This window comes from Bradyrhizobium sp. (genome assembly GCF_036009065.1).
GTDB lineage: Bacteria > Pseudomonadota > Alphaproteobacteria > Rhizobiales > Xanthobacteraceae > Bradyrhizobium.
Genome location: NZ_DASYMN010000197.1, coordinates 1 through 19,703, shown reverse-complemented (window position 1 = coordinate 19,703; position 19,703 = coordinate 1). Strand labels below are relative to the sequence as shown.

The 19,703-nt window shown below is 61.0% G+C and carries 22 protein-coding genes; 10 read left to right on the top strand and 12 right to left on the bottom strand.

The features are described from left to right. Positions 1-58: 58 nt before the first annotated feature. From VGP39_RS11900 to VGP39_RS11865, 8 genes are all read right to left on the bottom strand, one after another. On the bottom strand, positions 59-3,025 hold the full coding sequence (locus tag VGP39_RS11900; protein WP_327568307.1) for a formate dehydrogenase subunit alpha: 2,967 nt from the start codon (positions 3,023-3,025) through the stop codon (positions 59-61). A 14-nt stretch (positions 3,026-3,039) separates the two neighbouring features. Continuing rightward, on the bottom strand, positions 3,040-3,270 hold the full coding sequence (locus VGP39_RS11895; protein WP_327568306.1) for a hypothetical protein: 231 nt from the start codon (positions 3,268-3,270) through the stop codon (positions 3,040-3,042). Positions 3,271-3,323: 53 nt separating this feature from the next. Beyond that, complete coding sequence (locus VGP39_RS11890; protein WP_327568305.1) at positions 3,324-4,112, bottom strand: Cro/CI family transcriptional regulator; 789 nt, start codon at positions 4,110-4,112, stop codon at positions 3,324-3,326. A gap of 116 nt (positions 4,113-4,228) precedes the next feature. Then, positions 4,229-4,903 (bottom strand): DUF3306 domain-containing protein, encoded by a 675-nt coding sequence (locus VGP39_RS11885; protein ID WP_327568304.1) that lies wholly within the window; start codon positions 4,901-4,903, stop codon positions 4,229-4,231. Then, the gene (locus VGP39_RS11880) at positions 4,900-5,421 is read right to left on the bottom strand and encodes a DUF3305 domain-containing protein (protein WP_327568303.1); all 522 of its coding nucleotides are present in this window, start codon (positions 5,419-5,421) and stop codon (positions 4,900-4,902) included. Before VGP39_RS11880 ends, VGP39_RS11885 begins: the two co-directional genes overlap by 4 nt. Positions 5,422-5,443: 22 nt before the next feature. Then, entirely contained in the window at positions 5,444-6,457 is a 1,014-nt protein-coding gene (locus tag VGP39_RS11875) for a DUF6352 family protein (RefSeq protein ID WP_327568302.1), read from the bottom strand. Beyond that, entirely contained in the window at positions 6,454-7,029 is a 576-nt protein-coding gene (locus tag VGP39_RS11870; RefSeq protein ID WP_327568301.1) for a DUF6505 family protein, read from the bottom strand. The genes VGP39_RS11875 and VGP39_RS11870 overlap by 4 nt, the downstream gene beginning before the upstream one ends. A 7-nt stretch (positions 7,030-7,036) precedes the next feature. Next, positions 7,037-7,792, bottom strand: coding sequence for a biotin/lipoate--protein ligase family protein (locus VGP39_RS11865; RefSeq protein ID WP_327568300.1), 756 nt, complete (start codon positions 7,790-7,792; stop codon positions 7,037-7,039). Between the two features lie 162 nt (positions 7,793-7,954). On the opposite strand from VGP39_RS11865, the gene VGP39_RS11860 reads away from it, so the two are divergent. Continuing rightward, positions 7,955-9,991: a 4Fe-4S binding protein gene (locus VGP39_RS11860; protein WP_327568299.1), complete on the top strand. Its 2,037-nt coding sequence runs from the start codon at positions 7,955-7,957 to the stop codon at positions 9,989-9,991. 133 nt (positions 9,992-10,124) lie between these two features. Here VGP39_RS11860 and VGP39_RS11855 read toward each other — a convergent pair whose 3' ends face one another. Beyond that, positions 10,125-10,418 carry a hypothetical protein gene (locus VGP39_RS11855; protein WP_327568298.1) on the bottom strand — a complete coding sequence of 98 codons (294 nt, stop codon included), beginning with the start codon at positions 10,416-10,418 and terminating at the stop codon, positions 10,125-10,127. Between the two features lie 467 nt (positions 10,419-10,885). On the opposite strand from VGP39_RS11855, the gene VGP39_RS11850 reads away from it, so the two are divergent. The 4 genes from VGP39_RS11850 to VGP39_RS11835 all read left to right on the top strand — a co-directional run bounded on the left by VGP39_RS11850 (position 10,886) and on the right by VGP39_RS11835 (position 14,439). Beyond that, positions 10,886-11,620 (top strand): LuxR family transcriptional regulator, encoded by a 735-nt coding sequence (locus VGP39_RS11850; RefSeq protein ID WP_327568297.1) that lies wholly within the window; start codon positions 10,886-10,888, stop codon positions 11,618-11,620. Between the two features lie 457 nt (positions 11,621-12,077). Further along, positions 12,078-12,809, top strand: coding sequence for a helix-turn-helix transcriptional regulator (locus VGP39_RS11845; protein ID WP_327568296.1), 732 nt, complete (start codon positions 12,078-12,080; stop codon positions 12,807-12,809). A 94-nt stretch (positions 12,810-12,903) separates the two neighbouring features. Continuing rightward, a complete protein-coding gene (locus tag VGP39_RS11840) occupies positions 12,904-13,518 on the top strand; it encodes an acyl-homoserine-lactone synthase (protein WP_327568295.1) in 615 nt (204 codons plus the stop codon). A 735-nt stretch (positions 13,519-14,253) separates the two neighbouring features. Next, positions 14,254-14,439, top strand: a complete 186-nt coding sequence (locus VGP39_RS11835; RefSeq protein ID WP_327568294.1) for a hypothetical protein — start codon at positions 14,254-14,256, stop codon at positions 14,437-14,439. A 165-nt stretch (positions 14,440-14,604) separates the two neighbouring features. Here the strand turns inward: VGP39_RS11835 and VGP39_RS11830 are convergent, their stop codons facing one another. Continuing rightward, positions 14,605-15,210 carry a LuxR family transcriptional regulator gene (locus VGP39_RS11830; protein ID WP_327568293.1) on the bottom strand — a complete coding sequence of 202 codons (606 nt, stop codon included), beginning with the start codon at positions 15,208-15,210 and terminating at the stop codon, positions 14,605-14,607. Between the two features lie 630 nt (positions 15,211-15,840). Here VGP39_RS11830 and VGP39_RS11825 point away from each other — a divergent pair. The 3 genes from VGP39_RS11825 to VGP39_RS11815 all read left to right on the top strand — a co-directional run bounded on the left by VGP39_RS11825 (position 15,841) and on the right by VGP39_RS11815 (position 17,489). Further along, on the top strand, positions 15,841-16,431 hold the full coding sequence (locus VGP39_RS11825) for a formyltransferase family protein (protein ID WP_327568292.1): 591 nt from the start codon (positions 15,841-15,843) through the stop codon (positions 16,429-16,431). 190 nt (positions 16,432-16,621) lie between these two features. After that, positions 16,622-16,981, top strand: coding sequence for a hypothetical protein (locus VGP39_RS11820; RefSeq protein ID WP_327568291.1), 360 nt, complete (start codon positions 16,622-16,624; stop codon positions 16,979-16,981). Continuing rightward, positions 16,926-17,489, top strand: coding sequence for a hypothetical protein (locus VGP39_RS11815; RefSeq protein WP_327568290.1), 564 nt, complete (start codon positions 16,926-16,928; stop codon positions 17,487-17,489). The genes VGP39_RS11820 and VGP39_RS11815 overlap by 56 nt, the downstream gene beginning before the upstream one ends. A gap of 132 nt (positions 17,490-17,621) precedes the next feature. Here the strand turns inward: VGP39_RS11815 and VGP39_RS11810 are convergent, their stop codons facing one another. Continuing rightward, positions 17,622-17,828 (bottom strand): hypothetical protein, encoded by a 207-nt coding sequence (locus VGP39_RS11810; RefSeq protein WP_327568289.1) that lies wholly within the window; start codon positions 17,826-17,828, stop codon positions 17,622-17,624. Between the two features lie 32 nt (positions 17,829-17,860). Then, positions 17,861-18,259 carry a RidA family protein gene (locus tag VGP39_RS11805; RefSeq protein WP_327568288.1) on the bottom strand — a complete coding sequence of 133 codons (399 nt, stop codon included), beginning with the start codon at positions 18,257-18,259 and terminating at the stop codon, positions 17,861-17,863. 216 nt (positions 18,260-18,475) lie between these two features. On the opposite strand from VGP39_RS11805, the gene VGP39_RS11800 reads away from it, so the two are divergent. Continuing rightward, on the top strand, positions 18,476-19,315 hold the full coding sequence (locus VGP39_RS11800) for a DMT family transporter (RefSeq protein ID WP_327568308.1): 840 nt from the start codon (positions 18,476-18,478) through the stop codon (positions 19,313-19,315). A 125-nt stretch (positions 19,316-19,440) separates the two neighbouring features. Further along, the coding region (locus VGP39_RS11795) for a caspase family protein (protein WP_327568287.1) at positions 19,441-19,703 on the top strand (263 nt) is incomplete at its 3' end.

The following is a 19,703-nucleotide window of genomic DNA, read 5'->3' as shown; positions in this document are numbered from 1 at the left end:
TCGATGCAACGGTCGGCATCACAAAGAAATTTGACGCGAGCCATGATCTATTCTCCCCTCACGCCGCTTGAATCTGGCACAGGGTCGCCTTGCCCTCGTGCATGCCGGTGACCGGATCGTAGCCGTAGGACGTCAGCGTATTCACGCTTTCACCGAGCACGATCGGATCGGCGCCCTTCGGATATTTGCTGCGCTGATCGACGCCCTGGAACCAGCCGGAGAAATGGAACGGCATGAATGCCACGCCCTTGCCGACACGGTCCGTGACCAGCGCCTTTACCTTCGCCTTCGAGCCGTTTTCCGGGCCGAGCACCCAAACCCAGCCGCCGTCCTTGATGCCGCGCTCGGCCGCATCTGACGTGTTGACCTCGACGAACATGTCCTGCTGCAGTTCGGCCAGCCAGCGGTTGGACCGGGTTTCCTCGCCGCCGCCTTCGTATTCGACGAGACGTCCGGAGGTGAGGATGATCGGGAATTGCTTGGCAATGCCCTTGTCCACCGCCGCCTTCTGGATCGAGAAGCCGAGATTGGCCATGCGGAACTGGCGGCCGTCCGGACGCGTCGGATATTTGGCGACCAGATCGGGACGCGGCGTGTAGATCGGCTCGCGATGCACCGGCACGGGATCCGGCAGATTCCACGCCACCGCGCGGGCCTTGCCGTTGCCGTAGGCCATCACGCCATGCTCCAGCGTGACGCGGATGATGCCGCCCGACAGATCGACCGCCCAGCCGACACCGTCCGGATTGTTGCCGCCGATCTTGTTGATGGTGGCAAGTTCGGCTTCAGTGAGATCCTTGTCCCAGCCGAGCTTCTTGAGCACGCCATAGGTGAATTCGGGATAACCGTCGGTCAGTTCCGAGCCCTTGCTGTAGGAGCCTTCGGCAAGAAGGTTGACGTTCTTCACCGAACCGTCCGGCTGCTTCTCCTCATACACCACGCCGAAGCGTGCGCGGAACGTGCCGCCGCCGTCCTTGGCATGCAGGTTGGTGTTGTAGAGCGTATGGGTGCCCGGATGCCTGATCTGCGGCGTCCCCCAGCACGGCCACGGCAGCCCGTAATAGTCGCCGCCGATTTCGGGTTCGTCGGCCTTGGCGCGCAGCGTCACCAGGTCGAACTTGCCCTGGTTCTTCATGTGCGCCTTCAGGCGCTCCGGCGACTGGCCGGAATAGCCCGTCGAGAAGCCGCCGCGGTTGATTTCCCTTAAGAGGTCTTCGGACGACGGATGCTTGTTCTCCACCTTGATGTTCTTGAACATCGCATCGGCGAAACCGAGCTTCTCCGAAAGCCGGTAGATGATCTCGTAATCGTCCTTGGATTCGAAGATCGGCTTGACGATCTGTTCGCCCCACTGCAGCGAACGGTTCGACGCCGTGCGCGAGCCCGATGTTTCGAACTGGGTGCAGGCCGGCAGCAGATAGGTGCCGTTCTTGCGGTCGGAGATCGCGGCGAATGTGGTCGGATGCGGATCGGCAACGACCAGAAGTTCCAGCTTCTCGAGACCCTTCACCATTTCGGTCATGCGCGGGATGGTGTTGCCGCCGTGGCCCATGATGACCACGCCCTTTACAACGTCGCGCTGATCGACGTCGTCAGGATTGGCGAGCGTCGCGTCGAACCATCGGGTCCACGGGATGCCCGGCAGCTCCATGTTCTGCTTGCGGGTGCGGGCCGGACGGCCCGACTTCGCCGGCACTTCGTCGAAACGCGCTTGCAGGTAATCGTATTCGACCTCCCAGACCCGCGCCCAGTGCTTCCATGCGCCCTCGACCAGGCCGTAATAGAGCGGCAGCGAGGTGATATCGAGACCGATGTCGGTCGCGCCCTGCACGTTGCAGTGGCCGCGGAAGATGTTGGCGCCGCCGCCGAACACGCCGACATTGCCGGTGGCCAGCAACAGGTTGCAGTAGGCCCGGACGTTGGCGGTGCCGACGGTGTGCTGGGTGCCGCCCATGCACCAGATGAAGGTCGAGGGCTTCTGTTTGGCAAAGGTCTCGGCGACCTTCTTCAATTGATCGCCGGGAATGCCCGACACACGCTCGACTTCTTCCGGCGTCCACTTGGCGACTTCGGCGCGGATCTGATCCATGCCGTAGACGCGTTGCGCGATGAACTGCTTGTCTTCCCAGCCATTGTTGAAGATGTGGTGCAGCATGCCCCAGATGATCGCGATGTCGGTGCCGGAGCGGAACCGGACATATTCGGTGGCGTGCGCAGCGGTGCGGGTGAAGCGCGGGTCGAGCACGAACACGTTGGCGCGGTTGATTTCCTTGCCGGTCAGGATGTGCTGCAGCGACACCGGATGCGCTTCGGCGGCGTTCGAGCCCATGAAGACGATGGTCTTCGAGTTGCGGATGTCGTTGTAGGAGTTGGTCATGGCGCCGTAGCCCCAGGTGTTCGCAACACCCGCGACCGTGGTGGAGTGGCAGATGCGCGCCTGGTGGTCGATCGAGTTGGTGCCCCAGAACGCCGCGAATTTACGGAACAGATAGCCGCCTTCATTGGAGAATTTCGCGGAGCCGAGCAGATAGACCGAGTCGGCGCCGGACTTGGCGCGGATCTCGAGCATCTTGTCGCCGATTTCGTTAATGGCCTGGTCCCAGCCGATCTTCTGCCATTCCCCGTTGACCAGCTTCATCGGATATTTCAGGCGGCGGTCGCCATGCACGAGCTCGCGCACCGACGCGCCCTTGGCGCAGTGCGAGCCGCGATTGAGCGGGCTGTCCCATGCCGGCTCCTGACCGACCCAGACGCCGTTCTGGACTTCGGCGATCACGGTGCAGCCGACCGAGCAGTGCGTGCAGATGTTCTTCTTGATTTCCGTCGGCGCGCCGACGGCTTTCGGGCCGGCCTGCGCCTTGCGCACCGAACCGAGCGGCATCAAACCCAGTGCTGCCCCTGCGCCCGCGGCAAGACCCGAGCGGCGCAGGAAGGTACGGCGGTCGAGGACTCCTGAGGCGAGACCGGCGGCGACACCCTGCAAACGCGCCCTGCTCGCGGATCCATCTCTTCGCTTCATCAACATGTGCTTAGGTCCCATCAATAGCGGTTGACGCGATAGTAGTTCTTGACGTGATCGGTTTCCTTGTAGCGGGCCTTGACGCGCTCGGCCCGCGACTCGTCGTCCGCCACGGCCTCGCCGCTCGCCAGCGGCGCCGTCGCAACTGCTGCGACCGCCGATCCGCCCATCAAGAAGAAGCGGCGCCGGTCCACGCTTGCCGCCTTCTTGCTGTCGGTTGCGGGCGCCTTGCCGTTGGATGGCTTGCTCATTGCGATCTCCTCCAAGTCTCGTTCCGTCTCACGTCAAACTTCGATGCCTTGCGTCACTCGGACAGCGTGAAGGCTTCGGATTCCAGTTCCATAAACACACGGCCGACACGGCCGACGGCGCGGTAGAAGTTGGCCGCCTGCGACATCTCAAGATCGGCGAACATGCGCGCGGCCCACGGCTTGAGATGCCGCTCGAAGAACTGCTGTTGTTCGTCGAAGCCGGCTTCGAAGTCGTTGCGCGCGAGGCCGGCCATGACTTCAAGCAGGATCGCGACGTGATCTTCCGGCTCCCGCGACGGGCCTGCGCGTTCGATGCCGAGCCGATCCAAATCTTCGCGGACGCGCGCCAGCGGGCGCTCATGCAGAAAGCCGGTGAGGTAATAGGACCCATAGGGAAGCAGCTCGCCGCGGCCGAGCCCAATGAACAGATCGAAGAACTCCTTGCTGACGGCGCGATCGTCGAACGCTGCCGCAGCCGCCGCAAGTTCGACATGCGCCATGCCGAGATCGGACGCATCGCCCTTCAATCCTGCAACGCGCGACAGCGTATCGGTGTCGGGCGCTTTGCCGAGCAGCAGCGATAACAAGCCGTATTCCGCGGCGCGCAGCTGATCGATCTCGTCGACTTCGGATTTCGCTGACACCTGATCCTCGGCTGGCCCGTAGAGATCGGGGCGAAGAATGAAACGGTGCACGCGCGTCAGCGACTCGACGGCGAGAACGCGCTCTGCGGGAATACGCGACCACGCCGAGACCGAAGGCTGCGCAATGCCGAGCGCTCGCGCCAGCGACGCCACCCCACCTACTGCCTTGATTGCCTGTTCCAGACCGGCGTCACGCATGGTGCGACCGACTTCTCCCCACGGTGCCTCTTATTCGGGCATACACTTTAGAACTGGAATTATTCCAGAGGTAAATCTGTAACATAGCCGGTGCCTATGGCTGCACAAACTTTTGTCTAAACCACCGGTTTTGCTGAGCCATGGCGTCGCACTGTTTGCTGCGGTGCGGCAGCCCCGCTCTCATCGGAGTCCTGCTCCGGGCGGGCTTTCTTGGGCGTGGCCTCTTCATTATTCGAGGGTTTTTGCGCTTCGCTACTTAGTCTCACGGCCGGCGCCGGCAAATCCGGCTCTGTTTTTTGCGGTGCACTATTGTAAGCGGAACACATTGGATCGGAATCAGGCGCGTCTCCGCGATCAGTCGCCGAACCCGCCGGCTCGGTCACCGATTCGCCGCCGCCCATGATCTGCGAAACCATCCGCGCGATGTCCACGCCGGCCCCGATTTCACTGCTACCGGGTACGCCGCCTGGCGTGTTCCAGTCATAGGCGTAGTCGAGCGCCGGATTGACGTAATTGCGGATCGCGGGATCCAGCGCCCAGGACTTGCTCAACGCCGCATTGCGCAGATGCTCGGGAACGCCCCTGCGCAGAAACACAGTGATGTCGCTGGTTCCGGTCAGGTCCTCCAGCTTCGGCAGGCTGGAGAGATCGAACTCCGGCTCGGCTGCGTTTTCGGCAACGGGTCCGGCCGCAGCATCGGCTTCGGCGGCCGGCGCGTCGCGCTCCGGCTGCTTCGCCTCCTGCTTGCGCTGCGACCAGCGCGACAAAAAGCCCTTGTCGTCGTCGCTCATGCGCCGCCCTTCCGTCGATCGGTTGGACCTTCGCTTGCCTCCCGCTTGCGGTCCTCGCTGGTGCGATCCCGCTTGCGTTTATGGAATGAGCGCTCGACGTGGAATTCATCGACAAAGGCGGCGATCCACGACGCGATGTCGGGCGACATCGGAACGGTACCGATCACATCGCACCCGCTCTCGAACATCGCCTCGCCTTCGGTCGGATCGGCGGTGACTTTCGTCAGCTCGAGTTCGGCGCCGCCATCCTGGCGCCGCAGCGCCACCCAGATGCGAGGTTCGCCCTCGGCGAGATTGTCGCGATAATTCGCGGTGTCCGAGCTGAACAGATCGATGCTCGCCGAACCCGCGTAATAAATCGTGGCATCGGTTTCCCTGGACAGCTCCGTCCACGGCGCGGTCGCCGGCACGGCATCGAGAACCATCAGCGGCGACCACATGTGGTCGATCCATGGATTGTCGATCGAACGGCGGCGCAGAATCACACCGACTTCGCGGGATGACTCGGTCATTGCCATGGTCAATCCTCCGTTCGGCCGATCATGCCACATTCGCGGCGGATGCGAGCGGCAGCCCCACCAGAAGATTTTGCGGCTTCAAGCGCACCACCTTGTCCGCGCCCATCGCCAGGATGAGATAGACCGGTCTGCTACCGACGCGTTCGTCGACCTGCCGGGTGTCCTCGATGTTCAGACGCATCAAAGCGACGATGCGCTCGGCGGCCTCCAGCGCGGCGCCGTTCCACAACGCGTTGCCGATTTTGGTTCCCTCGCTGTCGAGGCCGACGAACCAGCGCCAGTCGCGATCTTCAATCGAAGCAACCGTCTCTACGTGCACGACAACGCCCAGCAAATGGCCGACCCATCGCTCGATCACCCGGCACAGCCCGGCGCGCGCCTTCGGATTGCCGCCGATATTCATGACCATGGCATGCGCATCCGAACGCGACCAGTAGGTCCAGGCGTTTTCATCGTCCATCACATCCATCTCGCCGAACGCGGTCGGCTGCAGCATGGCCATCAGCGGCGAGGAATGCATGTCGTGTTGCGCGTGCTGCTGCGCCTCGACGACTTCCGCGTCGGCCAGCAATAATGCGCCGTCATGGACGGTCGCTAGCTGGCTGCGATAGAACAGCTCGGCGGCGCGCAATGTGTAGGGATCGTCGCAACCCTCCAGCGCGTTACGCAGGATCAAGTGGCATAGCTGCGACAGGAAGATCGGCGGCAGATCGCCGGCGCCGTTGCGGGCGAGATTGACGTACACGGCCTCGAGCGAGGGGGCGGCGACCAGCCGGTCGCGGAAGGCCATCATGAAGGTCCAGTTCTCACGCGCGTCGGCGTCGGAGAGCGCGGCAATGTCGGCTTTTGAAACCGGACGGAGCGGGTTTGCCAGCAAGCTTGCATGCAGATCGCGTTCGGCCGCGCAGGCGTCAGGCGGCGGCATCAATTCGGGCCGCGCCAGATAGGCCATGATCAATTCAGGCGTCGCCACCAGCCCGCCATGATCGGCACGGCGCGTAAGGTGGTGGCCCGAGGCGACCCAGAATTCTCTCATCTGCGATCCCTGGTCATGCGGTCGGTCTTGATCAGTCCGAGAAGATCGACCTCCTCGGCGGGCTCGGTGTCGCCTTCGACCTCGTGAAAGGTAAAGGCGCGGGCATGCGCGTGCAATGGATCGGCACGCCCACCGGCTTCGCGCGGCTTGAGGGTGCGGAAACGCTCGCGGATTTCGCCGTTGTCGACGCTGCGCTGCACGGCAAGCAAAGTTTGTGGCGAGGGGTCGCATATCGAGGCCGCGAATGCGACCTCTTGTTCGGCCGCAAGCCGTGCGGCCGCAAGGTCGGGTGCGCCAAATCTCTCCAGCAACTGGCCGGCGAGACGCTCGACCATGGCTTGCCGGTCCGTTTCGCTCGCCTCGGTGACGATCGCCAACGTCGACCAGCCGAGACTCGCGATGCCAAGAAAGCCCGAACGCAGCGCCACGCGCTGCTTCTGGCTGAGGTTGGCCAGATCCCGGTTCCAGAACACGAATGCCCCGGAAACCGCCCATTCGCCGGGCTCCGCCGCCCGCTCGAACACGAAGGTGTCCGACGGATCGAGCCTGATGGTGCGCGGCAATTTCAACATCTGCGCCTCATCCGAATTTCGGACCGCGCTCGCGCGGATCATACCACGCCGCTTGGGCGAGCGCATCCACAAGCCCGGTTCGCTCGGGCCGTCCGCCGCCGGCCGGCGGCTTGACCAGGAGATCGCCGTTGAGGTCGATACTACGGCGCTCACCTTCCTTGCGCCGGGCAAGCCGCGCCAGATAATCCATTCCGATCGCGTCAAAACCCCGCTCGTTCCAACGGTCGAACGCGGTCATCAGATGGCGGGCGAAACTGCCGATGATCGCTTCGACATCGATCATCTCAAACCCTTCGCCCAACAGCGAAACGCCGGCGGCGGCCTGCACTTCTTCAATGTGCGCCATGTCGGCCGCCCGCAGGATGACGCCGAACACCAGCCACGCCGGTATCTCATCCTCGGCGCAATCCTTCGGCCAGCCGAGCCGCGCGCCGCCGAGCAACCCGCCGTCGAACTCGATCGTGTCGGGCCAGCGGAAACTCACCTCGCGCTCCGGCGGGCAATGGGCTGCTATCGCGTCGCCCACCGCGTTCATGCCGGCAAAGAACGCGCGGCGCGCCGAGCGCAGCGGCTCGTCCGGTTCCAGCACCACGGCGAACTCGACGAGGTCATAGCGCCGCACCCAGACCAATGTCCCGGCACCCGCTTCCGCCGCGATCTCGCAGCCATGCGCGAAGGCGTCGCCGACTTCGCGCAGGCCCACCAGATTGTAGCCGGGGGGCAGATCGAGGGTCTGCTCCAGGTCCGAAACACGCGGCGTCATCGAACGGCTCATCCTTGCTTTGCAATGCGGCAGCGTATGCTGTTCCCGGCAAGGTGATGAGGCGAACGGACCTTGACCTTGCGGATTTCCAGCTTAGCAGGTACCGCGAACCATAGGACGGAGCAACCGCGCGGTCGGCGCGCCGGTTCAGGGTAGTTCACAATGAGCGCGGCAAAGTCGCATCTCTTGATTTGCAGCTGCGAGAAGACCATGCCGCTCGATGCGCGGGCGATCGGCCGCGGCTGTGCCGTGACGCCCACCCAGGCCAACCAGCTCTGCGGCCTGGAACTCGAGCGGTTCAAGGCGGCGCTTGCCGAGGGCGTGCCGATCACCGTCGCCTGTACCCAGGAAGCTCCGCTGTTCAAAGAGGTGGCGGAGAGTTTCCCGCAGGCGCAACTCAGCTTTGTCAATATCCGCGAGACCGGCGGCTGGTCGAACGAAGCCGCCGCAGCCGGCCCGAAAGCCGCGGCGTTGATTGCCGCCGCGGGCGAAGACATGCCGCCGATTTCAATGGTGACGCTGGAGAGCGAAGGCGTCGCGCTGATCTATGGCCGCGATGAAGTCGCCATTGAGGCGGCGCAGCGTCTCGCGGACCGCCTCGACATCACCGTGCTGCTGACAAAGCCCGGCGACGTGACGCCGCGGCGCAGCAACGAGTTTCCCGTTCTGAAAGGCACGATCCGCAACGCCCGCGGACACCTTGGCGCGTTTGAACTTGCCATCGACGACTATGCGCTGCCGCTGCCCTCCTCGCGCGCAAAACTGGTGTTTGGACCCGCGCGCGATGGTGCGACCTCGACCTGCGATCTGATTATCGATCTCAGCGGCGGCACGCCGTTGTTTCCCGCCCATGAGCTGCGTCCGGGATATCTGCGTGCCGATCCGCGCGACCGCGCCGCGGTCGAACGCGCGGTCGCGGACGCGGGCAATCTGGTCGGCACTTTCGACAAGCCGCGCTTCATTGATTTTGACGCCTCGCTCTGCGCCCATTCGCGCTCGGGCATCACCGGATGCACGCGCTGTCTCGATCTGTGTCCGACCGGCGCGATCACCCCGAACGGCAATGCGGTCGTGATCGACGCCAATATATGCGCGGGCTGCGGTTCCTGCGCTTCGGTGTGTCCGACCGGGGCCGCATCCTATTCGCTGCCGAGCGCGGATGCGCTGATGCGGCGGTTGCGCACCCTGCTGCAGACCTATCGCATGGCGGGCGGCAGCGATGCCATGGTGTTGTTCCATGACGGCGAGCACGGCGACGCGATCATCGACGCCCTGGCGCGCTTCGGTGCGGGGCTGCCGGCAAGGGTGCTGCCGCTTCGCGTCAATGAAGTGACCCAGCTCGGGCCGGAAGCCATCGCCGCCGTCTTTGCCTATGGCGGTGCCGGTGTCGCGGTGCTGACGCGCGGCAAGCCGAGGCATGACATGACCGGGCTTCGTCGCGCGGTCGAAATGTCCGGCAGGATTGTTGCGGCGCTCGGCTTTGGCGAAGGCCTCGCAGCTATCATCGAGACCGACGATCCGGACCAGTTGCGCGTCATGCTCGATGCAGCGCCGGCGGGCGTCGCGACGCAAAGGCCGGCCGGATTCGTTCCGCGCGGCGCCAAACGCAGCGTGCTGGAGACCACGTTCCGCGAGCTTCACCTCGCTGCTCCCGCACCCGTCGATATCGTTCCGCTGGCCCCCGGGGCCCCGTTCGGCGGCGTAAACCTGAACGTCGAAGGCTGTACGCTGTGCCATGCGTGCGTCACCGCCTGCCCGACGGCTGCGCTGTCGGACAACCCCGACCGCGCGATGCTGCGCTTTACCGAAAGCCTCTGCGTGCAATGCGGACTTTGCGAAGCCACCTGTCCCGAGCATGTCATCACGCTCGAGCCGCGGCTGGATTTCCAGGCATGGAACGCGCCGTTGCGCGTGCTGAAGGAAGAAGAGCCTTTCCATTGCATCGGCTGCGGCAAGCCGTTCGGCACCAAGAGCTCGATCGACCGCGTGCTGGCAAAACTCGGCGAGAAGCACTGGATGTTCCAGGGCGCAAATGCCCGGCGTCTCGATGTCATCAAGATGTGCGCGGACTGCCGTGTCGAAGCCGTGGTGAACGAGAGCTTCGACCCGCATGCAGCGCCGCAGCGCCCGCCGGTCATGACCACCGAGGATTATCTGCGCGCACGCGATGCAAAGAAGGACGATCCGCTTGGATCGTGAGGAGCGTGCGGTGTCCAGCTATCCCCGCCGCGCAACGCGCCACGTCGAAAGCGGCCGGGAGTGTCATGCACGTCAGCGCCGGCGCGGCGCCGGCGGGCGCCGCGCATCGTCAGCGAGTGTTATGCCCGAACAGTCAGCCTTTCGGCTTGGAATCCGGCGGGCAATCCGAACGGACCTCCAGCGGCTTGCCGGCGCTTTGCACGGTGGGCGCGGCTGAACTCCCGTGACCGCCGGCGTCGGGCAGCACTGCGCTCTTTTCCATCGCCATGGAATTCGAGGTTTTTTCTTCGCCGCTTCCGGAGGTCGCGGCGCCCGTCGTGGTGCAACTGGTCTCCGGCTTGGCAGCCGACGGCGCCGCGGTCTGCGCGGCTGCGGCTCCCGCAATCAGCAATCCCGCAACCACTGCGGCCGTCGCGCGATAAATCATTTTCATCTCCCTCAACCAAAATCGTTTCTCGAATCAGGGGATAAAACGTTCCCCCGGCACGATGGTTCCATGGTGATGGATGACAGCTTGTTTGAGGTCGCACGGCGATTTGTGGCTTGGCTGGGCTAGACGGCCAGCGCGCCCATCGAGCCGGCATGCAGCGGGACTCGCCAGCGCTGCGAGAACCGATCCCAAAGCTAAGCGACCGCATAAGGAAAGCACGAGATATCACCGTTCCTGCTTACTTTGATGCGGCTGGACCTGCGCTCGATTTTTGATAGTCTGTCACGACCCCACGGCCCGCCGTAACGCGGGTCGGCCACCCAATTCCGTTGCAGCCACGATGGCAGCACGGCCATTGATTTCTGATCCGGAAAGTTGCCGAATATGCTCCGGCCAATGTAATTAACAACGGTGCGACCCGTTAGAGCAAATTTGTTAATGCCGATCCGACAAGGGGCTTGGAGATGGCGACACACCAGGGACGTTATTTCCAAGTAGCACTCGACGCCATCGAGCAATTTAATCGCGCTGAAGATTTAACTGGTCTTTCCAGTCAACTCGCACGAGCTATTGCGCCGTTCGGCTATCAGTTTTTTTGTTGCCTGTCAGCTCCGGGTGTTCAGAAGCAAGTGTTCGGCGAGAGGATTCTGCTCAATATTTGGCCTGAAGGTTGGTTCGAGCGGTATCAAAACTCGAATTTCTATGCGCATGACCCAGTGGCCGCATCTATTAGAATTCGAACGGAAGCGTTCAGGTGGGCGGATGTGGCGATTCCGCTAGATGATCCGCTCGCGCAGGACGTAATGACGATTTCATCGAGTGAGTACCATATGCGTCACGGGTTTTGCGTTCCGATTCACGGCTTGAGCGGTTATCAGGCCGGACTTTCGTTTGCCGGATACGATGTGGAAGACGCAAAGGAAGCAAATGCGGCCCTCCAGCTCATTGGAATCTATGCTTTTAGCCGCTTGGCGAGCCTTAAGTCCGCCGCCAAAGAACACGGGATACTGACGGAGCGCGAACGGGAAGTAGTCCGCTGGACGGCTGCCGGCAAAACGGCGTGGGATACCGGCGGCATCCTTAATATCGCGGAGGACACCGTAAACAAGCACATCGCCTCAGCCATGCGAAAACTCAATGTTTACTCGCGTGCCCAAGCGGTAGCTGAAGCAATCCGCTGCGGCGAAATCATTCCTTGATTGTCAATTCCGATTTCTAGGAATCCCGAAAATAATTTTAAAAACGAATGCTCGTCACCGCATCGTCGAAAATGAGCCTTCCGACTGATCGCCAAAAACTTCAAACTTTGCGCGGGGCGGTGCCGCATCTATCCGAGTAGAAAATGATGTCAGAAAAATCGAAGCCGTCCCAGAATCCGATCTCGGAATCAGTTGGGCTTGTTGAAGAGGGCCTTCGACTGACAAGTGTGTTTCGCAGGATCCGCGATCCCCGCGACCGGCGGGAGGTGATTGCCTTAGCTGAGCGGCTTCTCGACAAGGAGAGCGCGGATTAGGCAGCCAGCCTATTATTATTTTACTCCGCCGAAATTCGGCTAGGGAGACGATGTCCGCGGTGGATTTCCCCAATCATTTCCGATAAGTTCCAGTCCAGCGCAGTTTCTGATGCAACCACGGAATTCGCCGGCGCGGGGACAGGATGGCTTCTGCCAAAGGCAGACATTTGCAAATAGCGTTAGACGCTATCCAAAGATTTCAGAACGAAGAAACGACCGACGGCCTCAATGCAGCCGTTTCCTCTTCGATCTCGGTTTTTGGATATCGCTATCATTGTTTTGCATCCGCTCAGACGCCTCGGCGTCGGATGCTTGATCAACGCGAATTGCTGATATCGTGGCCTAGTGAATGGTACCTTCAATATAATCAATGCAGATTCGTTGAACACGATGTTGTCGCATCGTCGTTTAGAACGAGGGCGGCGTCCTTTCGCTGGTCTGATCTAAAAATCGAAACTGCGGCTTCGAAACGCGTTATGCAAATCGCTAGCGACGATTTTTCCATGAAGAAGGGATTTGCGGTGCCGATATTCGGCCTCAATGGATATGAAGCCGGTTTGTCTCTTGCTGGACCAGATTTAGACGACTCGGACGAAGCCAACGCTGCGATAGAGCTGATCGCCATCTACGCTTTCAATCAATTGACAAAGCTCAAAAATTGCGAACCTCGTGTTCGACCGGTGCTCAGGCCTCGCGAACGCGAAGTTATGGAATGGGTCGCGGCAGGAAAGACAACGTGGGATATTAGCGCAATTCTCCACATCTCTTCCGATACGGTGAACAAAACAATCTCGTCGGCAATGCTCAGGCTTGAGGTTCACACGCGCGCCCAAGCTGTTTCAGAAGCCTTGCGGCGACGAGAGATTGAAATATAGGTTTTTTGAATCAATCAATTACCTAATTAGGGGATCGCGCGACGTCCCAACCGCTAATAGAGCTGCCATGCATTGCAGATGCGTGGGACTTCGAATGATCCGATTGATCGACAAGACGAACTTTCACTTTTTCCCCCGCACCATGGACGAGTTGTTTCGAGTCCGACACGCGGTGTTCGTCAAGGAAAAAGGTTGGTTAGAGTTCGAGCAGGACGGTATCTACGAGAAAGATCAATATGATAACGAGGAGGCCATATACGTTGTGGCCCTTGATGACTATGACAAGGCGATCGGCTGTTTTCGGCTTTATCCGACCGTCTTGCCGCATATGCTCAGCGAAAAATTTCCACACACGGTTGACGGCGAAGTACTTCGCCGGCGCGACGTATTGGAACTTACCCGGTTTCATCTCTGCCAGACCAAACGTCAATCATCTCCATATCTGGAATTGCTAACGGCCATCCCGGAGGTGGGTCTCGAGTTGGGACTTTCGGGCTTCACCGCACTCGTCCGCACGTTGCGAATCCCGGTCATGCAGGCAGCGGGACTTTCGCTCACCCCGACAGGGTTGCCCGTGTTGTTTGACGGAGAGTCCCACGTGTCGGTGTTGTTTGAAGTCAGCGAGGAGTGCCTCGCGCGAATTAACAGGGCCCGTGGCACTACGCTCTCTGTATTCGAGCACAACTATTCAAGGCGGGCACGGGCATGACCGTGGCGTTGTCACTAGCCATCGTTCATAGACCGCCCAAGCGACGACGCTGCCTAAATCTATTACGGTGATTTTGGAAATTGCGTGCCCACTCAATCCTTAATTTGTCAATACCCCACCCGAGTAATAGGTGACGGCCAGCATCGAGGCGAAAGTTCTTCACAATAGCGAGGAGTTTTTCGATGACTAAGATGCTTGGTCTCGCATCCGCTAGACGGTCGATATCGATACGTCGTTGTTCAGGGCCGTCCTTCCGGAACGCTGGATCGCATGAGATATCTGGCGGCAATCCGAAAACGAGCGAAGGTGGACAAGATGATGACCTCGTAGCCACAATCATTCGCGCGATCGACTTGGCTAGGTCGGGTGAATCCAGTACGACCGTCTACCTGCTCAAGATGGCCTTGCTCAACGAGGGTATTCGGCTTGCCGACGACCTATCGCGCGCGCAGGAATCTCTGCTTGACCGAAGAGAATCAGTGTTTCCGCCCCCCTTCAATTTCGTTGGAGCAGAACAACTAACCAATGGTCAGTCGTCTAATTTGGCTTCGCCTTCTGCGAGTCCAGCAGGCGCTCGGCCAAGGCAATCACCTGTTCTCGATCGTGAGCGTCCTCAAGCTGGCGAAAAATATTCGTCAGTCGAAGACCCTGCACCGTTAGCACGTCCGGGCGTGAAGCCGTCCTCGAACGCGGCCTTGAGTTTTCTGGCATCGCTTCCGCCCCGGGATTAGAACAATGGTACACCAAGCAGAGCTAAAAATTCTGGTCGAGCGGCTGGAACAGGCTTTGGATCAAACAACCGAAATGAAATTAGAGCACTTGCAGTTTTTGCTATCGCTGGCGCTCAAGGAGGCCGAACAACAACTTTCGATGGCCCGGGTACCGCCCCGGCTGGTCATCTACAATACCAGCCGAGGATAGTTCTTCGCGTGACGCAGGCGATAGGCCTGTTCCATCGCTGCCGCATAACAATGGATATTGTCGGCCGTCACGAGCTGAATCATCCGGTCCTTCCCGGCAAACCTCCGGGAAAGAAGCTGCCGCCGGAATGTTGCCGGGGATAGTACGGTTTCCCGTACCTTGACCTTATCGAATGATTCGATGCCGCAGCGCTTGGGCGACTGCTTGGGTCCGGTTGGCCGCGCCGAACTTAACCCGGATTTGCCGGGCCATCTTGTCGACGAGGTGTTCGGACACGTGCAGGATTTTGCTGATTTCCCAGTCGCTCTTGCCTTCGGCAATCCATTGCAACACGTCGGCCTCGCGCTGGGTCAGCTTGACCGTCGGCGGCCTGTCCGCCAGCGAGAGCGCGCGGCCGAACGAATACATCGCGAGCAATTGAAGCCGGCCGCGGAAGTGCGGCGGTAATTCGCCGCGGTCGCTGGCAATCGAGAAGCCCGCCGACTGTCCATCGAGCGTCAGCATGGGCACAGTGAAGCCGAAACCGAGCTTGAATTCTTTGGCCTCGCCCATGATGCGCTTGGCGAAGGGCTGGTCGCGGTAGGACTCTTCCAGCTCGGACCAAAGGAACGGTTCCGTGGATGTCGTCACACGTTCAATGGTCGGATCGTCGAACAAATATCCTTGCGAGAAATAGCGCTGACTCCACGGCTCGGGCCAGTGATGCAGGACAACGTTCGCTACCTGTTGCTGCATCGACATCCCAGGCAATGGGATGATGCCGGCGAACACCTGGGAAAATCCAAAGGGCCGAACGACCGAAAGAACCGTTTCCGACACCGCACCTGGCGACCCGGCGCCGGTCCACCGCGGCAATAAATGACAGGGTCTCGTCCAAGCTGCGCCGGGACATTGCGTGATATCCGCAAAACACAATAGCAGGCCATTTGGCCTTCCTAACCGTACACTGATACCCGTGTCGTTTGCTACTCCGTAAGATTGTGGCAGATCATAAATTTGCAGGCGTTCGGGGGTGTTCGTGCTAACCGAACCGCCGATGCTCACATTTTCTCCTCTGACCTCTTCGATTTCTTTTTCGCCATCCTGGTCTTGCTCATCTTGCCTTTCGACATATCGCCCTTGGACATGCTGTCGCCACTTTGAATGGCGGAATCCGTGGGTGTCTGAAGTCTGGGCGCACCGGCTGAAGCCCCGGCTTGGCTTGGCCTGGCCTGCCCGTGACGCTGCCGGCTCGGGCGGATACCGCTGTGTCCTGTTGATAACCCGGCGCGCCGTTATGTGAAGCGTGACTTGCGCCCGACGCGTGTTATCGACGCCAGTACACGATGTCGTTAAAATCGGCTCGATTGGCCCGACGGAACCCAGTTCGCCCTGCCCGCTCCCAAAGACGGAACAACCACCATGCGGATTACCCTCGTCGGCTCCCGCCATTTCGGCGTGACGACGTTCGACACGCTGCGAAAGCACGGCGCGGAGATCGTCAGGGTGGTGGTCGCCGACGCCGATGACCGGCTTGCCGCCACGGCGCGCGCCGCTGGCATCGAGGTTACGGTGCAGGCCGATCCGAAGCTCGTGGCAGCAGACGAAATCGCCGAGAATACCGATTTGATCGTCACCGCCCACAGCCACGCGCGCGTCAGCAGCGGAGCGCTGGCGGCGGCGAAGCTCGGGGGCATCGGCTACCATCCATCGCTGCTGCCGCGGCACCGCGGCATTGCCGCGGTGGAATGGACGATCCATGAAGGCGATCCGATCGCCGGCGGCACGGTCTATCATCTTGCCGACCGCATGGACGCCGGCGCCATCGCCGCACAGGAATGGTGTTTTGTCAGGAAGGGCGAGACCGCACGCGAGCTGTGGGAACGCGCGCTGGCGCCGCTCGGCCAAAAACTGCTCGCCGAGGTGATCGACTATGCCAAAATCCATCAGACGCTGCCGGCAAGGCCGCAGGACGAGCAATTCGCGACTAGTGCGCCCGCTCTGACAGCGTAATTCTCTCGCCTACGGGTCGAGGAGTAACCTTTATCGTGAAATAAAGTTGAATTCCGGCTGGATTTAGGGAACTAAACTTGCGATTTTCACTTAATTGTCATGGAACATTCGGAATTGCCGCACCGCAGCAAACTTTGAACACAATGTGCCGGGACAAGGCACCCATCACACACATCGGGGATACGATTCCATGCGCCTTGACCGCACCCGTACTATCTTTGTTCGCTCGATTTTCGCCGCCGCGGTTTCGGTGACCGCCGCTCCCGCTTTCGCCCAATCGCCGTATGACGGGCTTTGGAGCGTGACTATCGTCACCAAAACGGGATCGTGCGAGGCTTCGGCCCGCTATCCTCTGACCGTTACCGATGGTAAGGTTTCTGCCGGCGGTGCAGACGTTTCCGGCAGCGTCGGACGGGAAGGCAATGTGCGCGTCTCCATCTCCGGCGCTCATGCGAACGGCCAGCTCAGCGGCAACAGCGGATCGGGGAAGTGGAATGGGGCGTCTGGCGGGATTCCATGCAGCGGCCGATGGGAAGCCTCGCGTCAATAAGAGGACCCACCCCTCAACAAAGCGTGGTGCAGTGCGGTCGCTGATTGTCGCGGCCGCAACGCTGTTCGCAGCTTTCCTAACTCTTCCCGCAAGCCACGCGCAGTCAGGACCGTTCGCCGGGATGGCGGGCGTATGGTCCGGCGGCGGCACCGTCACGCTCGACGATGGATCGACCGAACGCATCCGCTGCCGCGCCACCTACGCCGTGAGCCGCGACGGCAGTGGTCTCAACCAGAGCCTGACCTGCGCCAGCGACAGCTACAGGTTCAATCTGGCGAGCAATGTCGTCGCCAGCGGCGGATCGCTTTCCGGAACATGGAGCGAGTCCAGCCGGGGCGTGAACGGGAGCCTTGAGGGACGCGGCGCCAACGGCAATTTCCAGGTCGTCGCCAGCGCGCCGGGATTTACGGCGAATATTTCGCTGAAGACCACGGGCAACAAGCAGTCCGTGGTGATCAGGGCGGAGAGCCAGTTCCGGGGCGCCTCGATCTCGCTATCGCGCTCGTAGCTTCGAGCTTGGCGTCTACCCGACGCCGCTAGCGCATGAGGGTTTTAAGTCGAATCGTCACGACGCTCAGATCACCTCTCCCCCGCAGGGGAGAGGTGAAAGGGAGCGGCGTCGACCTAAATTCATCACGCGCTAGCGTTGAGGCTTCCCCAGTTGTCCCGCCGTTTCTTTCATGGTTTTGGCGATTAGCAGCGCCTGCTCCTTGTTGAGCGCGAAATCCTGCATGCCTTTTTTCGTCGTCAGTGAAAGTATCATGATATCGGGCTGGTTTTCCGGCCAGCCCGTGGCGAAGGCGGTCACGAAATCTGCCGAGGTAGAGCGCTGCGTGGGCTGGGTCATCCGTACTGTGTCCTGTTGCAATTTGTTTGAAGCTACTTCACCGGCACGAAGGCCGTGACTTCGATCTCGACCTTCGCGCGCGCATCGACCAGGCCGGAAATGTAAAGCAACGTCGACGGCGGAAAATTGCGGCCCAGGGTCTGCTTCCACGCTGCGCCGATACCCGCGCCGGCGGCCTCGTATTCGCTCTTGCTGGTCAAATACCAGGTCAGGCGAACGATGTGCTCCGGCCCGGCGCCGGCTTCTCCCAGGAGCCTAACGATGCGTTTCAGCGCGGTGCCGACCTGCCCTGCCATATCGTCTTGATAGTCGCCCGCCTCATTGCCCCCGGTCTGACCGGCAAGCACGATCCATTTGCCGGGGCCCTCCACCACGACACCATGGGAGAAGCCGCGAGGTTTCGACCATTCGGCCGGCTGCAAGACGTGCATAGACACTCCCCAAATTGATTTCCGGCGCGCCCGGAAAGCGGTCTTTAACACTGATCGATTGAATGATCCCACACCGAATCTCCAAAATGCATCGCAGCATCAGCAGTTTTGCCCGTTGCAAAGCGGCGCGGTGTCGCTGATACGAACGCCGCAACACAAAGCCCGGGACCCCTTTTGACCGATCGAACCCCTTCCAAACCGAGAGCCGCGCTATGGATGGCGGGCTGGCTCACGCTGATGCTGATCGTGGCGGTCGCCGGCCGCGAGACGACGCGCGAGCTGAACGTTTTTCAGATCATGGAGGTGCGTTCGATCCTCGGGTTTTTCATGCTGTATCCACTGGTTCACATCAACGGAGGCTTCGCGGCGATGAAGACGTCGCGGCCGCTCCAGCATATCGCACGTAACCTCATCCACTATTGCGCGCAGGTTGGCTGGTTTTTCGCGTTGACCCTGATTCCGCTGGGCCAGGTGGTCTCGATCGAATTCACCATGCCGATCTGGACGGCAATCCTGGCGGCAAGTTTCCTCGGCGAACGCATGACCGTCTCCAAGGTGTCGGCGATCGTGCTGGGGCTTGTCGGCGTCGCCATCATCGTCCGTCCCGGTGCCGCCGAGATCAATCCCGGTCAGTTGATCGCGCTGGGCGCCGCGGTCGGCTTCGGCATCTCGGTCGCGATGGTGAAATCGCTGACCCGAACCGAATCGACGCCGCAGATCATTTTCTGGATGATCGTCATTCAGGGCGCCGCCGGGTTTTTTCCCTCATTCCATGTCTGGCAATGGCCCTCCGCCTACGCCTGGGGCTGGCTGGTGGTGATCGCATTCTGCGGAACATTCTCGCACTACTGCATGGCACGCGCGATGCTTTACGCCGACGCGACCGTGGTGATACCGATGGACTTTTTGCGGGTTCCGCTGACAGCCGCGGCGGGCTGGCTGATCTATTCGGAGCGATTGGACGCCTTCACCGTGCTCGGCGCCGCCCTGATCCTGACGGGAAACCTGTTGAACCTCAGAAGCTCCGATCCGAAGCCGGCACGCGCTGGAGCTTGAGGCCTTGGCGATAGCAATTGCCCAAAATTAGGAGCTGCCTGGATTTTCCTGGCGCAAAGTATGGCTTTTTCGTGTAAACTCCTGCGATGTCGCCGCCGAAGGTTTCCGATTCCGGGGGATCGCATATGCGCTACGCTATCGTTTTGCTTTCACTCATTTGCCTGTTGTTTTCGGCTGACGCCGCCAGGGCCGACAGGCGTGTCGCCTTCGTGGTCGGCAACGGCGCCTACAAGAATGTTCAGCCGCTTCCCAATCCGCCGATCGACGCCAAGTCGATGGCGAGCGTGCTGCGGAACGTCGGCTTCGAGGTGGTCGAGGGCAGCAACCTCACCCGCGACAAGATGACCGAGCGGCTGCTCGAATTCGGCAAGAAGGCGCAGGGCGCCGA

What these genes read in the sequence shown, in the direction of transcription:
- VGP39_RS11900 (WP_327568307.1), bottom strand. Translation starts at nt 3,025, where the DNA reads ATGTTGATGAAGCGAAGAGATGGATCCGCGAGCAGGGCGCGTTTGCAG.
- VGP39_RS11895 (WP_327568306.1), bottom strand. Translation starts at nt 3,270, where the DNA reads ATGAGCAAGCCATCCAACGGCAAGGCGCCCGCAACCGACAGCAAGAAG.
- VGP39_RS11890 (WP_327568305.1), bottom strand. Translation starts at nt 4,112, where the DNA reads ATGCGTGACGCCGGTCTGGAACAGGCAATCAAGGCAGTAGGTGGGGTG.
- VGP39_RS11885 (WP_327568304.1), bottom strand. Translation starts at nt 4,903, where the DNA reads ATGAGCGACGACGACAAGGGCTTTTTGTCGCGCTGGTCGCAGCGCAAG.
- VGP39_RS11880 (WP_327568303.1), bottom strand. Translation starts at nt 5,421, where the DNA reads ATGGCAATGACCGAGTCATCCCGCGAAGTCGGTGTGATTCTGCGCCGC.
- VGP39_RS11875 (WP_327568302.1), bottom strand. Translation starts at nt 6,457, where the DNA reads ATGAGAGAATTCTGGGTCGCCTCGGGCCACCACCTTACGCGCCGTGCC.
- VGP39_RS11870 (WP_327568301.1), bottom strand. Translation starts at nt 7,029, where the DNA reads ATGTTGAAATTGCCGCGCACCATCAGGCTCGATCCGTCGGACACCTTC.
- VGP39_RS11865 (WP_327568300.1), bottom strand. Translation starts at nt 7,792, where the DNA reads ATGACGCCGCGTGTTTCGGACCTGGAGCAGACCCTCGATCTGCCCCCC.
- VGP39_RS11860 (WP_327568299.1), top strand. Translation starts at nt 7,955, where the DNA reads ATGAGCGCGGCAAAGTCGCATCTCTTGATTTGCAGCTGCGAGAAGACC.
- VGP39_RS11855 (WP_327568298.1), bottom strand. Translation starts at nt 10,418, where the DNA reads ATGATTTATCGCGCGACGGCCGCAGTGGTTGCGGGATTGCTGATTGCG.
- VGP39_RS11850 (WP_327568297.1), top strand. Translation starts at nt 10,886, where the DNA reads ATGGCGACACACCAGGGACGTTATTTCCAAGTAGCACTCGACGCCATC.
- VGP39_RS11845 (WP_327568296.1), top strand. Translation starts at nt 12,078, where the DNA reads ATGGCTTCTGCCAAAGGCAGACATTTGCAAATAGCGTTAGACGCTATC.
- VGP39_RS11840 (WP_327568295.1), top strand. Translation starts at nt 12,904, where the DNA reads ATGATCCGATTGATCGACAAGACGAACTTTCACTTTTTCCCCCGCACC.
- VGP39_RS11835 (WP_327568294.1), top strand. Translation starts at nt 14,254, where the DNA reads ATGGTACACCAAGCAGAGCTAAAAATTCTGGTCGAGCGGCTGGAACAG.
- VGP39_RS11825 (WP_327568292.1), top strand. Translation starts at nt 15,841, where the DNA reads ATGCGGATTACCCTCGTCGGCTCCCGCCATTTCGGCGTGACGACGTTC.
- VGP39_RS11820 (WP_327568291.1), top strand. Translation starts at nt 16,622, where the DNA reads ATGCGCCTTGACCGCACCCGTACTATCTTTGTTCGCTCGATTTTCGCC.
- VGP39_RS11815 (WP_327568290.1), top strand. Translation starts at nt 16,926, where the DNA reads ATGGGGCGTCTGGCGGGATTCCATGCAGCGGCCGATGGGAAGCCTCGC.
- VGP39_RS11810 (WP_327568289.1), bottom strand. Translation starts at nt 17,828, where the DNA reads ATGACCCAGCCCACGCAGCGCTCTACCTCGGCAGATTTCGTGACCGCC.
- VGP39_RS11805 (WP_327568288.1), bottom strand. Translation starts at nt 18,259, where the DNA reads ATGCACGTCTTGCAGCCGGCCGAATGGTCGAAACCTCGCGGCTTCTCC.
- VGP39_RS11800 (WP_327568308.1), top strand. Translation starts at nt 18,476, where the DNA reads ATGGCGGGCTGGCTCACGCTGATGCTGATCGTGGCGGTCGCCGGCCGC.